Source organism: Pseudomonas sp. S31, from assembly GCF_016648105.1.
Classification (GTDB): Bacteria; Pseudomonadota; Gammaproteobacteria; order Pseudomonadales; family Pseudomonadaceae; genus Aquipseudomonas.
Genome location: NZ_JACVVE010000002.1, coordinates 31,017 through 45,759, shown reverse-complemented (window position 1 = coordinate 45,759; position 14,743 = coordinate 31,017). Strand labels below are relative to the sequence as shown.

The following is a 14,743-nucleotide window of genomic DNA, read 5'->3' as shown; positions in this document are numbered from 1 at the left end:
TTTTGCGTGCAATGGGCTATTACCGGCAGATTGCGCCCCTGGCAAAATCGCATTGCCGGTTGGCCCCGTTTCGCGCAGGATGCACGTCAAAATGCGTCGGCAACCATTGTTGCGCCAGCTTGTCCCGTCTTGAACGCTTACCGTCTACGCCCCTAAGGAGCCCGCTTGTCCACGCCTGTCGAACCTGTGCGTTTGCTGCTGTTGGCTGATGAGCCGGAATGGGCCGCCCTATTGCGCCAATGCCTGCTGCCCCTGGAGGGCAGCGCGGTGCTGTTGACCGCGCCGAACTGGGAGGCAGTGGACAGCATCTTCAGCCATGACCGCCAGGCGGTGATCCTCGCCACCCCCGCCTTGCAGCCTGCGCCCGGGCGCTGCGAGCTGCCGACCATCCTGCTGCTTGAGCACGAGCCGCCAACACCGCCGACCGCAGTCAGCGACTGGCTGGTGCGCGAACAGCTCACGGCCGATGCCCTGCGCCGTTCGCTGCGCCATGTGCGCGAGCGTGGCGTGCTGGTGGCCACCTTGCAGCGCCTGGCCGAACAGGACCCGCTCACCGGCATCGCCAACCGCCAGGGCTTCCAGGCCTTGCTCAGCGCGCGCCTGGCCGAGCACGACGGCCGTGGCGTGGCGCTTGGCCACCTGGACCTGGACAACTTCCGTCACGTCAACGATGCCCTCGGCCACCAGGGTGGCGACCGCCTGATCCTGCAGGTGGTGGCACGCCTGAAGCAGCAACTGGAGGCCGGCGACCAGCTGGCGCGCCTGGGCAGCGACGAGTTCGCCCTGCTGATCGACACGCGCCGCGATGCCAGCCGCGCCGAGTGGGTCGCCGAGCGCATCGTCGAGGTGCTCACCGAGCCCTACTGGATCGACGGCGAGAGCCTGCTGCTGGGCTGCAGCCTGGGCCTGGCCCATGCCCGCGCCCAGTCCGGGCCGGACCCGTTGATGTGGCATGCGCACATCGCCATGCGCCAGGCCAAGGCCAACCAGGGCTGCACCTTCCATGTCTACGACGAACGCATCAACCGCAATGCGCGCAGCCTGGCCGACCTCGAAGGCGAGTTGCGCCGGGCGTTGCGCCGCGACGAGCTGGAGTTGCACTACCAGCCCCGGCTGAACCTCGCCGATGGCGCCATCGTCGGCCTGGAAGCGCTGGTGCGCTGGCGCCATGCCGAGCGTGGCCTGCTGCCACCCAGCGAGTTCGTGCCGTTGGCCGAGCAGAGCGGGCTGATCGTACCGCTGGGCTACTGGGTGATCTCCCGGGCCCTGCGCGACATGCAGGCGCTGCGCGAAAGTGGCCTGGCGCCGCTGCACATGGCGGTGAACCTGAGCTTCCGCCAGTTCCAGGACAGCCAGTTGCTGGCGACCCTGAGCCGGTTGATCATCGAGCACGGCGTGGATGCCCGCTGGCTGGAGTTCGAGCTGACCGAAACCGCAGTGATGCGGCGCAACGAGCTGGTGCGCCAGACCATGGATGCGCTGGGGCGGCTGGGCGTGCGCTTTTCGCTGGATGATTTCGGCACTGGGTTCTCGTCGTTCGTGCACCTGAACAGCCTGCCGATCGCCTTGCTCAAGGTCGACCGCAGCTTCGTCGCCGAGATGGAAATGCGCGAGGAAAACCGCAAGCTGGTCCACGCCATGATCAACCTGGCGCACAACCTCAACCTGGAGGTGGTGGCCGAGGGTGTCGAGAGCGAGGAGCAGATGGCTTTGCTGCGCGAGTTCGGCTGTGACCAGGTGCAAGGGTTCCTGGTGAGCAAGCCGCTGCCGGTGCAGGAGTTGATGGGGTATTTGCGTGAGGCGCCGGAGCGTCAGCGGGTGGCTGCCCTCTAGGGCCTCTTCGCGGGTAAACCCGCTCCCACAGGTACAATGTTGCCTTCGAAATAACACGATCCCTGTGGGAGCGGGTTCACCCGCGAAAGGGCCCTCATGTCAGGCCGAAGCGGCGGCCCCAAGCCCAGCCTTCCCCATCAACCGCTTCATCCGCCACTCGAACCCCAGGGTCAACGCCACCGCCGCACAGGCCAGCCCCAACGCCAACCCCCACCAGATCCCCACCGCGCCACCGCCAAGGTTGAAGGCGAACAGCCAGGCACTCGGCGCGCCCACCAGCCAGTAGCAGCACAACCCGATGAGGAAGGTGGTCTTGGCATCCTTCAACCCCCGGATCGAGCCCATGGCGATGGTCTGCATGCCGTCGAACAGCTCGAACCATGCCGCCACCATCACCAGTTGCACGGCCAGTTGATAGATGCCTGCAAAGCCTGGGTCATTTCGGTCGATGAACAGCCCTACCAGTGTGTCCGGCAGAAGCAGGAACAACGCCGCGAAACCGAACATGATCATCGCCCCGAAACCGATCCCCACCCGCCCGGCGCTGCGCGCCGCCAGCAGGTTGCCGCCGCCGTAGTAGAGCCCCACGCGCATGGTGACCGCATAGGAAAGCCCGGTCGGCACCATGAACGCGGTGGAGACGATCTGCAGTGCGATCTGGTGCGCCGCCAGCTCGGTGCTGCCCAGCACGCCCATGCACAGCGCGGCGAAGGCGAACAGGCCAACCTCCACCATGTACGTGCCGCCGATAGGCAGACCCAACCGCCACAGCTCGCGCAGCGCCGTCAGCGACGGGCGCCACAGGCCCTGGCGCAGCGGGTAGGCGGTGTAGATCGGGTGCCAGCGGATGTACAGCGCCAGGGCGATGGCCATGCCCAGCGATACCACGGCGGTGACCAGGCCGATGCCCATCAGGCCGAGCTTGGGCAGGCCGAACATGCCTTCGATCAGGGCGTGGTTGAACAGGTAGTTGAGCACCGTGCCGACCAGGCTGATGACCATCACTGGGGTCGAGTGGCCGAGGGCGCTGGTGAAGCCGCGCAGGGCCATGAACGTCAGGTAGCTGGGCAGGGCCAGTGGCAGCAGGGTGAGGAACTCGGCGGCGGCGTCGACGTTGTCAGGCTGTTGGCCGAACAACAACAGCACCGGCTTGAGGTTCCACAGGGCCAGGGCTGCCACCAGCGCCAGGCCCCAGGCCAGCCAGATGCCGTTCTGCGCCAGGCGGGTGGCTCCGGTGATGTCGTTGGCGCCCTTGCGGATGGCTACCAGGGTACCGACCGCGGCGATGACACCCAGGCAGAAGATCGACACGAACGAATAGCTGGCTGCGCCCAGGCCGCCACCGGCCAGCGCCTGCGGGCTGATGCGAGCCATCATCAGGGTGTCGGTCAGCACCATCAGCATGTGCGCCAACTGCGAGGCTACCAGCGGCCCAGCCAGGCGTAGCAGTGCCTTGAGTTCTGTGGCGGGCGCGACATGCATGGGAGGGATCCTTGTTCCTGGGAATGACGCCATGAGGGCGGCGAGGCGACGATTCTGAGGCTTCGGTCAGCTTTGCACAAAAGGATAAAAGCGATGATTGGCATGAGTTGAACTCATGGATATATGATCCTCTGCAGTCCATCAGCGTCCCGCTTCACAGGTGCCCCATGTCCAGACAGCTGCCCCCTTTGTATGCGTTACGTGCATTCGAAGCTGCCGCCCGGCTGAGCTCGTTCACCCGCGCCGGGGAAGAACTGTCGATCACCCAGAGCGCGGTCAGCCGGCACATCCGCACCCTCGAAGAGCATTTTGCCTGCCGCCTGTTCGTGCGCAGCGGCCGCAGCCTGCAATTGACCGAGGCGGCGCGGGTGCTGCTGCCCGGTGTGCGTGAAGGCTTCGCGGCGTTGGAGCGGGCTTGCGACACCTTGCGCGGTGAAGATGACATCCTGCGCATGAAAGCCCCCTCGACCCTGACCATGCGCTGGTTGCTGGCGCGCCTGAGCCGCTTTCGCCACCTGCAGCCGGGCAACGAGGTGCAGTTGACCAGCGCCTGGATGGACGTCGACCATGTCGACTTCAACCAGGAACCGTTCGACTGCGCGGTATTGCTCAGCGACGGAGTGTTTCCGCCGGACTGGGAAGTGCGCCGGCTGTTCGCCGAGCTGTTGATCCCGGTGGGCGCGCCCGACCTGCTCGACGACGGCCCCTGGGACGAACGCCGGCTGGCCGGCATCGAGTTGCTGCACCCGACCCCGGACAAACGCGACTGGCGCGAATGGCTCGAGCGCATGGGGCTCGGCGACAAGGTCTCGCTCAAGGGCGGGCAGGTGTTCGACACCCTGGAGCTGGGCATGATCGCGGCCGCGCGCGGGTATGGGATCTCCATGGGCGACCTGCTGATGGTGGCCGAGGACGTGGCCCAGGGGCGCCTGAGCCTGCCGTGGCCGACGGCGGTGCCCAGCGGCATGGACTACTACATGGTGTGGCCTCGGACCCGGCCGGGGGGCGAGCGGTTGCGGCGTTTGAGTGTGTTTCTGCAAGAGGAGGCGGCTGCGGTGGCGCTGCCGGATGTGAGCATCCTGCCTGCTGTTTGATTACCTGAATCGAGGCGCGACATGCGTGATTTGTCCTACTTCATAAAAGTGGCCCAGCTCGGCCACCTCAGCCGCGCCGCCGAAGCGCTGCACATCTCGCCGTCGGCGCTTTCCAAATGCATCGATCGCCTGGAAACCCAATACGCCGCTGAACTGTTCCAGCGGGTGGGGCGCAGTATCCGCCTGACCGAAGCGGGGCGCTTGCTGCTGGACAATGCCGTCGCGGTCGAACGGCTGCTGGACCAGACCCAACGGCAAACCGCTTCGCTCGGCCAGGGCCTGAGCGGCAGCGTGCGGGTCGGGGCCGCAGCCACCAGCGCCGATTACCTGCTGCCCGCCGCCTGCAGTGCCTTGCAGAAGGAGGCACCGGCGGTGGTGGTCGAGCTGCAGATCGGCATGAACGATGTGTTGCGAGAGCAACTGCGCAAGGACCAGCTCGATATCGTGGTCGGGCCGCTGGGGCAGGGCGACGACGAACTCCAGGAGCAACAGATCAGTTCCGATGAAGTGGTGGTGGTCGCCCATCGCAGCCACCCCCTGGCCGGCCGGGTAGCCACCCTTGGATGCTTTGCCGAGTACCGCTGGCTATTGTCGCCCCCCACGGTGGCCACCCGGCAATGGTTGGACGCCGCCTTCCTCGGGCACGGCCAGCCGGCGCCCGCAGTGGCCATCGTCACCAACGCGATCGCCGCCGCGCCGCAGCTGATCGCCGAAACCGGCCTGCTGAGCTTTGTCTCGCGGCGCAACCTCGGGACTTTTGGCCGTGCCTATGACCTGGTGGAGATCCCTGTCGAGGACCAGGCGCTGACCTTGCATCGGCGCTTTGGCATCCTGCACCGGGCAGGCAGCTACCTGTCGCCCGCCACGACGCGGTTCATGACGTTGCTGGCCGAAGCGGGGTGAATCTTTCCTTGCAGGAAAGGTTAAGTGAAAAAACGGTAATAGAATCGAACGGTTATTGCCGAGATACTTCGGGCCAACGAACACAAGAACAACGGCCGGAGTTATCCCCATGCCCTACACCGTCCTCGTCACGGCCCCCACCCTGGCCCCTGCCGGGCGCGACCTGCTCGAAGCAGGCGGCCACCGCGTGCTGTACGTCCCCCAGGGCCAAGGCCCTGCCGATATCGAACGACTGCTGAGCGAGGAGCCGGTGGACGCGATCATCTCGCGCACCCTGGATCTCACCCCGACCGCCATCGCCGCAGCGAGGCAGCTCAAGGTCATCAGCAAGCACGGCGTCGGCGTCAGCAACATCGCCGTGGAAGCAGCCACCGCCCGTGGCATTCCGGTATACGTGACCCCTGGCGCCAACGCGAAATCGGTAGCGGAAATGACCCTTGGCCTGTTGCTGGCAGCTTCCCGGCGTATCGGCTGGATGGACCGCGAGCTGCGCCAGGGGCGTTGGTCGCGGGCCCAGGACGGCCTGGAATTGAGCGGTCGCACCTTGGGCTTGGTCGGCTTCGGCCAGGTCGCCCGCAAGCTGTGGCTGGCTTGCCAGGCGCTGGGCATGAGTGCGGTGGTGTACGACCCGTTCCTGCCGGCCGATGCTGACCTGCTGGGTGCCGAGCGAATGTCCAGCCTGCACGACCTGCTGCCGCGCAGCCAGGTGTTGTCGCTGCACATCCCCCTGACCAGGCAGACCCGCAACCTGATTGGCGCCGCTGAATTGGCCGCGCTGCCCAAGGGCGCGGTGCTGGTCAACACTGCCCGTGGCGAGGTGATCGACGAGCCGGCGCTGATCGCGGCGCTACGCAGCGGCCAGCTGCATGCCGCGGGGCTCGACACCATGGCCGAGGAGCCGCTGGCGCCGGGCAACCCCTTGCTTGAACTGGACAACCTGGTGCTGACCCCGCACGTCGGTGGCTCGACCCCGGCGGCCCTGGCCGGCATGGCCGTGGGCGCGGTGCGCAACGTGCTTGGTTTCCTCGACGGCAACCCGCCTGCGCCCAGTGCCTGTGTGAACCCTACCGTTCTTTCCTGATTGCCGAGGTGCCCGATGTCTGCTTCTTACTCTTCATCGTCCAGCGAATGGCCCGCTGGCTACCGCATCAACCCACGCGTCAACCTGCTGGACCCGACCCTGGTCGAGGCCTTCCGGGAAATTCCGGTGGCCGTCGCCGGCGACTGCATGGGCCGCTGTATCGGCGCCCGTGGCCTGCGTGCCTACCATGGTGACCCAGCGCTCAAACTGTGCGGCCCGGCCTTTACCGTACGTGTGCGCCCCGGTGACAACCTGATGGTGCACAAGGCGCTGATGATGGTGCAGCCGGGTGACGTGCTGGTGATCGACGGCGGTGGCGATACCAGCCAGGCGGTGATCGGCGGCCTGGTGCGCACCACCGCGTTGCGGGTCAAGCTCGGTGGCATCGTCATCGATGGTGCGGTGCGTGACCTCGAGGAGCTGGCCGAAGGCATCGTCCCAGTGTTCGCGGCGGGCCATACCCACCGCGGCCCGAGCAAGGACGGCCCAGGCGAGATCAACGTGCCGGTGGCCTGCGCGGGCCTTGCGGTGTTGCCGGGAGACCTGGTACTGGGCGACGCCGACGGGGTGATCGCGATCCGCGCCGAAGATGCCGCTGCGTTGCTACCACGCACTCACGCGCACCTGGAGCGTGAAGCGGGCATCCGCAAGACCAACCAGGAAGGCACCGCCGACCCGGAGCGCTTCGACGCACTGCTGCGGAGCAAGGGGTTGCCGGTGTAACCCGCCCTTGAGCGCGCCGGCCAGTGGCTGGCGCTGCACGCCTGACAACTATAAAAAGAAGGTCCGATCCATGTTGATCATGCTCAGCTGCGCCATGCTGGCGAGCTTTATCTACGTGCTGATGAGCAAGCGGCTGTCGGCACTCACTGCCCTGATCCTGATTCCCAGCGCGTTCGCCCTGATCGGCGGCTTCGATGCCCAGATGGGCAAATTCGTGCTCGATGGCCTGAAGATGGTCGCGCCCAACGGCGTGCTGATGATCTTCGCCATGCTGTACTTCCTGACCATGACCGAAGCCGGCATGTTCGACCCGCTGGTGGCGCGCATCGTCGGCGCGGTGCGTGGCGACCCGGTGCGGATCTTCATCGGTACCGTGGCCCTGGCCTTCATCGTCGCCCTGGACGGGGACGGCGCGACCATCTACATGATCGTGCTGTCGGCCTTCCTGCCGATCTACCAGCGCCTGGGCCTGTCGCGACCGATGGTGTGCTGCCTGCTGCTGCAGGTGGCCGGGCTGGGCAACATGGTGCCGTGGGGCGGCCCCACCGCAAGGGCGGCCACCGCCATGCACGTGGACATGGCCGAGATGTTCGTGCCGCTGCTGCCGGCCTTGCTGGCCTGTGCCCTGTACACCTTCGGCCTGGCCTGGTGGTTCGGCCGTCGCGAGCGGGCACGCCTGGGCGGCAGCATCGACCTCAACGGGCACTTCGCCGACCACGCCGATGCGCGTGGCCAGGGTGGCTGGCGCTTCCTGTTCAACTGGGGCCTGACCGCCGCGCTGCTGCTGGCCCTGTGCCTGGAGGCGCTGCCGCTGGCCTACCTGTTCATGATCGCCGCATGCCTGGCGCTGGTGGTGAACTTCCCCAGCCTCAAGGAGCAGCAGGAGCAACTGGCACTGCATGCGCCGCCGATCCTGGCGGTGGCCGGGCTGATCTTCGCCGCCGGGGTGTTCACCGGCATTCTCGGCGGCACCGGCATGGCCAACGCCGTGGCCGATGGCCTGGTCAAGGTGATTCCGCCAGCGTTGGGGCCCTACATGGCAGTGCTCACGGCGCTGATCAGCATCCCGGTGACCTGGCTGGTGTCCAACGACGTGTTCTATTTCGGCATCCTGCCGATCCTTGCACAGACCGCCCAGCACCACGGCATCAGCGCCATCGAGATGGCCCGAGCCTCGCTGGTCGGGCAGCCGGTGCACATCCTCAGCCCGCTGGTGGCGTCTACCTACCTGGTGGTGAGCATGCTCAACCTCGACTACGCCGAGAACCAGCGCTTCACCTTGAAATGGTCGGTGATCAGCAGCCTGGTGTTGTTGCTGATCGCCTTGCTGACCGGGGTCGTTCCCTGGGTTGGACGGGGGTAGTCGATGACGTTTGCGAACCTGGACCTGCAGGGGCTGTTCGCCGGGTTCTCCTGGATGGCCCTGGCGCAGGTGGTGGTGCTCGACCTGCTGCTCGGTGGCGACAACGCGGTGGTGATCGCCCTGGCCACGCGCAATCTGCCCAAGGCGCTGCGCCGGCGTGCGGTGCTCCTGGGGGTGGCCGGTGCCATCGTGGCGCGGGTGGCGATGCTGCTGCTGGCGGTGAAGCTGCTCGACCTGCCGGGGCTGAAACTGGTGGGTGCGGCCTTGCTGCTGTGGATCGGCAGCAAGCTGCTGCTGGCCGGTGATGAAGAGGCCGAGGTCGGCAGCGCGGCGCGCTTCTTCAGCGCCGTGCGCACCATCGTGGTGGCCGATGTGGTGATGTCGCTGGACAACGTCGTAGCCGTGGCCGGCGCGGCGGATGGCAGTGCTGCCCTAGCGGCCGTGGGGGTGTTGCTGAGCATTCCGGTGATCGTCTGCGGCAGCCAGTTGATCCTCGCCGCCATCGCCCGCTTCCGCTGGCTGGTGGCCGCCGGGGCGGCGTTGCTGGGCTGGGTTGCCGGGGGGCTTGCCCTGGGTGACCCACTGCTGGCGTCGTGGCCACAGCTCGGCCAGGCCCCAGCGCATTACCTGGCCTGCGCCACGTGTGCGGTGCTGGTGCTGGGTATCGGTACGTTGCTGCGGCAACGGGCGCTGCGTCCCAGTGTGGATGGCGAATGCCAATAACAAGATCAAGGAGCCATGAACCATGTCCAATCCAACTGCCTGGCGGCGCCGCACGGTACTCGGCGCCTTCGCCGCACTGGCCGCCAGCCGTGTCCTGGCCTTGCCGGGAAGCACCGGTCCGCGCCCGGCCTTCGAAGTGCCCGTCGGCGCCTGCGACTGCCACCATCACATCTATGACCCACGCTTTCCCACCGTGCCCGGTGCCAAGCTGACCCCGCCACCGGCCACGGTCGCCGACTACCGGCGCCTGCAGCAACGCCTGGGCACCACCCGCAACGTGGTGGTCACGCCCTCGGCGTATGGCACCGACAACCGCTGCCTGATCGACGCCCTCGAACAGTTCGGCGGCAGTGCCCGGGGCATCGCGGTGGTCGACCTGCAAGTGACCGAGGTCGAGCTGCAAGCCCTGCACGCGCATGGCGTGCGCGGCATCCGCGTGTTGTTCGGGCGCACCAACCCCGTGCGAGTGGAAGACATCCAGCCCCTGGCCGAGCGCATTCGCCCACTGGGCTGGCACATGCAGTTCTTCATGCCGGCAAGCCAGTTGGTGGAACTGGAGCCGGTGCTGGCGAAACTGCCCGTGGATGTGGTGCTCGACCACATGGGTCATGTGCCGCAGCCAGAGGGCCAGGCCGCGCCGGTCTACCACACGGTGCGGCGGCTACTCGACAGCGGGCGCGGCTGGGTGAAGCTGTCAGGCGCGTACATGGACACGCGCAGCGGGGCCCCGGATTTCGCCGACACCTCCGCCATCGCCCGCAGCTACATCGCCGCGGCGCCGCAACGGGTACTGTGGGGTTCGAACTGGCCGCATCCGGCGGCCCAGGCCGGGGAAACGCCGGTGCCGGACGACATGCAGCTGTTCGACCTGCTGGCCCATTGGGCCCCGGACGCTGCCCTGCGTCGGCGGATACTGGTGGACAACCCCCAGCAATTGTTCGGCTTTGCCCCTGCCTGAAACGAATCACCAATATCCAGGCCTAGTACTCAAGTATTGCCGGGCGGCGCCGATCCATTGGCACTAGCGTCCCGGAAAGAGGACGCGATTCCCGTCATAACAAGCGGGCGGTCAGCGTGATCAGGACGATCCCGGCCCCTTGCCTGGAGCTTCCATATGTCTCGACCGCGTGCCCGCATCGCCTCCCAACTCGGTGTCGCCCTCGCCATCGTGCTGGCACTGGTGATCACCGGCAGTACCCTGTTCGCCCTGCGTGCGCTGGACGACGCCAACCTCGCGACCCGCCAGCAGCACCTGGGCAGCGAGGCGCGGCTGCTGGCCGATCAGCTGACGACCTTCCACAGCTCGCTCAAGGACAACACCCAGCGCCTGAGCGGGTTGTTCGAGCGTCGTTTCGCCTCGGGCCTGGCAGTGCATGCCGACGAACGCGTCGATGTCGCCGGCGTTGCGACGCCGGCCCTGTACCTGGGCGACCACCTGCTCAACAACGACTTCCACCAGGTCGATGAATTCCAGCAGATGACGGCCGGCATCGCGACCCTGTTCGTGCGCAGTGGCGACGACTTCGTGCGCGTTAGCACCAACCTGAAGAAGCAGGACGGCAGCCGCGCCATCGGCACCCTGCTCGACCGCCAGCACCCGGCCTACGCCAGGCTCATGGCCGGGCAGCTGTACGTGGGCCGCGCGGTGCTGTTCGAACGCAACTACATGACCCGCTATGTACCGGTCAGCGACACGGCAGGGCGGGTGATCGCCGTGCTGTTCGTCGGCTTCGACTACACCGATGCGCAGAACACCCAGTTCGCCAACCTCAAGCGCTTCCGCATCGGCCAGACCGGCTCGCTGGCCCTGCGTGACGAGCAGGGGCAGTGGCTGGTGCCGCCGGCCAATGCCGATCAGGACTTGTTCAGCGTTTCCGCGCCGTTCGCCGAAGGCCCTTGGACCGTGGTCGCGAGCATGCCCAAGGCGGAGATCCGCGAGGTCACCTGGAGCGTCGGACTGCGCCTGGCCATCGGCAGCCTGCTGGCGATGTTCCTGGCGGTGGCCGCCACATTGTGGCTGCTGCGGCGCAAGCTGCGCCCGCTGGGCGACCTGGTGCGCCAGGCCGAGGCGCTGGGCGCCGGCGACCTGAGCGCGCGCCTGGCGGTGACCAGCCATGACGAGATCGGCCAGCTGGCGCGCAGCTTCAACAAGATGGGCGAAGCCTTGGCGACCATGGTCGATCACATCCGTGGTGCGTCCGAACAGGTCAGTGGCCGCGCCCGCTCGCTGTCGGGCCTGTCGGCCGGGGCCTGTGAAGGCATGGACCAGCAGTCCGGCGAAATCACCAGCATGGCCGGCGCGGTGGAGGAGTTCAGTGCCACCTCGATGAACATTGCCGACAACATGGCCGGCACCGAGCGCATGGCCCGCGACAACGCCCAGCAGACCCGCATCGGCCGCAGCGCGATGGACGAAGCATCGCGTTCGCTGCACCAGATCGCCGAGGCGCTGGGTGGCACGGCGACGGTGATGGACAGCCTGGGGGCGCGCTCCGAGGAAATCGGCGGGATCATCAGCGTGATCACTGCGATAGCCGAGCAGACCAACCTGCTGGCGCTCAACGCAGCCATCGAGGCGGCACGGGCGGGTGAGCAGGGCCGTGGCTTCGCCGTGGTCGCCGACGAGGTGCGTGGGCTGGCAGCGCGTACCCGCCAGGCCACCGATGAGATTTCCGGGATGATCGGCAGCATCCAGCAGCAGACCGGGCATGCGATCACCACCCTGGAGCAAGGCAACCAGCTGATGCGCGAAGGGTTGGAGCGCAACGACAAGGTGGCCGAAGCGCTGGCGCGCATCGATGAACAGAGCCGTGCGGCGGGCGAGCAGTTTGCCGTGATCAGCACGGCGACTCAGGAGCAGAGCAGCACTGCGACGGTGCTCAGCCGTAATCTGCAGAGCATTGCCCAGGCCAACAGCGAGCAGCGTGACGTGGCCAATGAGCTGGCCTTTACCGCGCGTGAGCTGGAAGGGCTGGCGGCGCAGTTGCGCCAGGAAGTCGACCGCTTCCGCTGAGACCGCCAGGGGGCGCAAAGCGCCCCCGGCAATCCTGGCCCCTACAACGAATCCAGCCCCAACGTCTGCGCACACGCTTGCAACGACCGCTGCTCGCTCTGCGCATACAGCGTCAGCTCATCCTGCACCCGCAGCCCCAGCGCCGCCTCGAAGGCTTCGCGGTTGGCATTGCTGCCGTATTCGGCCTGGGCGTCGTCACCCAGGTTGGACTGGAAGATTCCCGCTGCGCTCACGGGCAGGAAGTCCTCGTACACCAGCGCCTCGAAGTGCACGTGCCCGGCCTCGATCAAGCCATCCAGGGTCGTCGGCCGATCGTGCTGGCCACGGGCGGCCAGGCCCTTGTCGGTGGCGAAGTAACGGAAGTACGCCAGGCCCTGTTCACGCATCTGCGCCAGGTCGTCGGGGAAGGCGGCAAAGCTGTCCTGCAGCAGCGCCATGTAGCGTTCGGCATTGGCCTCGGCCGGCGCGCCGCCGAGGGCGTTGCGGGTGGCATCGAGCAGTCTGTCGTACAGCTCGCGGCCCTTGGGCGTCAGGGCCGCGCCGCGTTGCTCGATCTCGCCGAAGCGCGCGGTGTGGCTGCCTTCGCTACCGTGCTGGCCGCTGAAGGCGACCTTTTCCTGCAGGGCCTTGAAGCTGGTCTGGCGCAGCAGGATCGGGTGACGGCGGGTGGGCGGGCCTTCGACCACAGCCTTGGGCGGGATGCCCTTGGCCGGCATGCCGCGCTGGATGGCGTCGATGTCCAGAGTGCGTGGGGTCAGGTGGTTGATGTGCGGGCCCTTGAAGGCCACCACGTCGGCGATCAGGCGGTGCTGGTCGTGCAGTTGCTGGTACTGCTCGGCGCTGACCGTGGCGTCCTGGTGCCAGCGGAAGGTGTGCAGGGCCTCCTGTACGAATGCTTTTGCGTCCGCGGCGTTCAGGCCGCCGTCGCGTTCGCACTGGGTGATCAGTTCGAGCGCGCGTGGGGTGAAGATCTTGCGCTTGGCCAGGATGCCCTCGGCCAGTGCCCGCAACTGCGGGTTGTCGATCAGCTCCAGGCGCAGCAACGAGGTGAACACGCGGAACGGGCTGATGTGCAATGCCTGCTCGTGCACGGCGCGGAAGGCCGTGGAGTGCACCGGCACACCGGCGCAGCTCAGGTCGTAGTAGCCGACCGGGTGCATGCCCATGACCGCGAACAGGCGGGCGATGGTGGCCAGCTCTTCGGCTGTGCCGACGCGGATGGCGCCGTGGCGCTCCTGGTCCAGACGCTCGATTTCGCCGGTCCAGCGCAGGGCCTGGGCCACCTGCGGCTGCTCGACCATGACCTGCTGGTTGATCTCGCTCACCAGCTCCAGCAGCGTGCCGTACAAGGGCACTTCCTGTTTGTACATGAGCGACATGGCGGCAGAGAACTGCGCGCGGATGCTGTCGGGGCTGACGAAATCGTGGACGGGCATCGCAAGCTTCCTGGTTGGGTTCGGACCGTTACATGAAAGCTGGGAATGCACCTGAGCCACAAGCGAAAAAAAGTGCGTGTGTCATTCCATTTTTGATCGACCTTAGGGGCCCTTTCGCGGGTAAACCCGCTCCTACACAGTATCGCGCAGGCCTGTAGGAGCGGGTTTATCGGGGCGCCGAACCGCCGCGAAAGGGCCCTCGGGCCTGCAACTGCTCGCCAATCCACTCAACCAACGCCCGCACCTTCGGCACCTCGGCCGCATGCTCGGCATACGCCAGATAATGCTTCCCGGCACTCGGCATCACATGATCCCAGGCAACCACCAGGCTGCCCTCGGCCAACTCCTTTGCCGCCAGATACCGCGGCACCAGCGCCACGCCACACCCGGCCTGCGCCGCGCTCAACGCCATATAGAACGTATCGAAGCGCGGCCCGTGGTAGGCGCTGACGCTGTGCAGCCCCAACTCCAGGAACCACTCGTGCCAGGCCTCCGGACGTGAAGTGCTCTGCAGCAGCACCAACGCTGCCAGGTCCGCCGCATCGCCGAGCGCGCGCCCGGCCAGCAGCTCCGGCGCGCACACCGGCACCACTTCTTCGCCGAACAGCTGTAGGCAGGTAGCGCCCGGCCAGGTGCCCTGGCCATAGAAGAACACCACGTCCGCCGAACCCTGCAGCAAGGCGAACGGCTCCATCTCGTTGCGGATGTCCAGGTGGATGTTCGGATGGCGCTTGCCGAAGCCCTTGAGATGCGGGATCAACCAGCGCACGCCAAAACTCGGTTGAGTGGCTACCTTCAATATCTCGGTCTGCTCGCCGTAGGTCAGGACGTAGCGGCTGGACATGTCGACCTGGGTGAGGATCTTGTTGACCTCGGCCAAGTACAGGCTGCCGGCGGGGGTCAGTTGCAGGCGCCGACGGATTCGCAGGAACAGGTGGTGGTGGAGCATCTCTTCGAGCTGCGCCACTTGCTTGCTGACCGCGCTCTGGGTCAGGTGCAGCTCTTCGGCGGCACGGGTAAAGCTCAGGTGACGGGCTGCGGCTTCGAAGCACTGCAGGGCGGTCATGGAGGGCACCAAGCGTTTGGACATAG

General features: G+C 66.8%; 12 protein-coding genes and 1 pseudogene. 10 read left to right on the top strand and 3 right to left on the bottom strand.

From position 1 onward, the window contains the following. Positions 1–165 precede the first annotated feature (165 nt). Positions 166–1,833: a putative bifunctional diguanylate cyclase/phosphodiesterase gene (locus IAE37_RS02555; protein ID WP_201168700.1), complete on the top strand. Its 1,668-nt coding sequence runs from the start codon at positions 166–168 to the stop codon at positions 1,831–1,833. 99 nt (positions 1,834–1,932) lie between these two features. Here IAE37_RS02555 and IAE37_RS02550 read toward each other — a convergent pair whose 3' ends face one another. Further along, entirely contained in the window at positions 1,933–3,315 is a 1,383-nt protein-coding gene (locus IAE37_RS02550; protein ID WP_201168697.1) for a NorM family multidrug efflux MATE transporter, read from the bottom strand. 167 nt (positions 3,316–3,482) lie between these two features. Here IAE37_RS02550 and IAE37_RS02545 point away from each other — a divergent pair, with 167 nt between their 5' ends. The 9 genes and pseudogenes from IAE37_RS02545 to IAE37_RS29125 all read left to right on the top strand — a co-directional run bounded on the left by IAE37_RS02545 (position 3,483) and on the right by IAE37_RS29125 (position 12,215). Continuing rightward, complete coding sequence (locus IAE37_RS02545; RefSeq protein WP_201168694.1) at positions 3,483–4,409, top strand: LysR substrate-binding domain-containing protein; 927 nt, start codon at positions 3,483–3,485, stop codon at positions 4,407–4,409. A 21-nt stretch (positions 4,410–4,430) separates the two neighbouring features. After that, the gene (locus IAE37_RS02540) at positions 4,431–5,312 is read left to right on the top strand and encodes a LysR family transcriptional regulator (RefSeq protein WP_201168691.1); all 882 of its coding nucleotides are present in this window, start codon (positions 4,431–4,433) and stop codon (positions 5,310–5,312) included. A gap of 109 nt (positions 5,313–5,421) precedes the next feature. Beyond that, a complete protein-coding gene (locus IAE37_RS02535) occupies positions 5,422–6,393 on the top strand; it encodes a hydroxyacid dehydrogenase (RefSeq protein WP_201168688.1) in 972 nt (323 codons plus the stop codon). Positions 6,394–6,408: 15 nt separating this feature from the next. Further along, positions 6,409–7,116, top strand: a complete 708-nt coding sequence (locus IAE37_RS02530; protein ID WP_201168685.1) for an RraA family protein — start codon at positions 6,409–6,411, stop codon at positions 7,114–7,116. Between the two features lie 70 nt (positions 7,117–7,186). After that, positions 7,187–8,479 (top strand): CitMHS family transporter, encoded by a 1,293-nt coding sequence (locus IAE37_RS02525; RefSeq protein ID WP_201168682.1) that lies wholly within the window; start codon positions 7,187–7,189, stop codon positions 8,477–8,479. A gap of 3 nt (positions 8,480–8,482) precedes the next feature. Further along, positions 8,483–9,202 carry a TerC family protein gene (locus IAE37_RS02520; protein ID WP_201168679.1) on the top strand — a complete coding sequence of 240 codons (720 nt, stop codon included), beginning with the start codon at positions 8,483–8,485 and terminating at the stop codon, positions 9,200–9,202. Positions 9,203–9,224: 22 nt separating this feature from the next. Further along, positions 9,225–10,160: an amidohydrolase family protein gene (locus IAE37_RS02515; protein WP_201168676.1), complete on the top strand. Its 936-nt coding sequence runs from the start codon at positions 9,225–9,227 to the stop codon at positions 10,158–10,160. Between the two features lie 156 nt (positions 10,161–10,316). Further along, positions 10,317–11,357 (top strand): annotated as a pseudogene (locus IAE37_RS29130) (Cache 3/Cache 2 fusion domain-containing protein); the annotation flags it as partial. Then, a complete protein-coding gene (locus IAE37_RS29125; protein WP_442967761.1) occupies positions 11,355–12,215 on the top strand; it encodes a methyl-accepting chemotaxis protein in 861 nt (286 codons plus the stop codon). The pseudogene IAE37_RS29130 and the gene IAE37_RS29125, both read left to right, overlap by 3 nt. Before the next feature lie 41 nt (positions 12,216–12,256). Here IAE37_RS29125 and hglS read toward each other — a convergent pair whose 3' ends face one another. Together hglS and IAE37_RS02500 are read right to left on the bottom strand one after the other, a co-directional pair. Then, complete coding sequence (gene hglS / locus IAE37_RS02505; protein ID WP_201168670.1) at positions 12,257–13,651, bottom strand: 2-oxoadipate dioxygenase/decarboxylase HglS; 1,395 nt, start codon at positions 13,649–13,651, stop codon at positions 12,257–12,259. 166 nt (positions 13,652–13,817) lie between these two features. After that, entirely contained in the window at positions 13,818–14,741 is a 924-nt protein-coding gene (locus IAE37_RS02500) for a LysR family transcriptional regulator (RefSeq protein WP_201168664.1), read from the bottom strand. Positions 14,742–14,743: the final 2 nt, after the last annotated feature.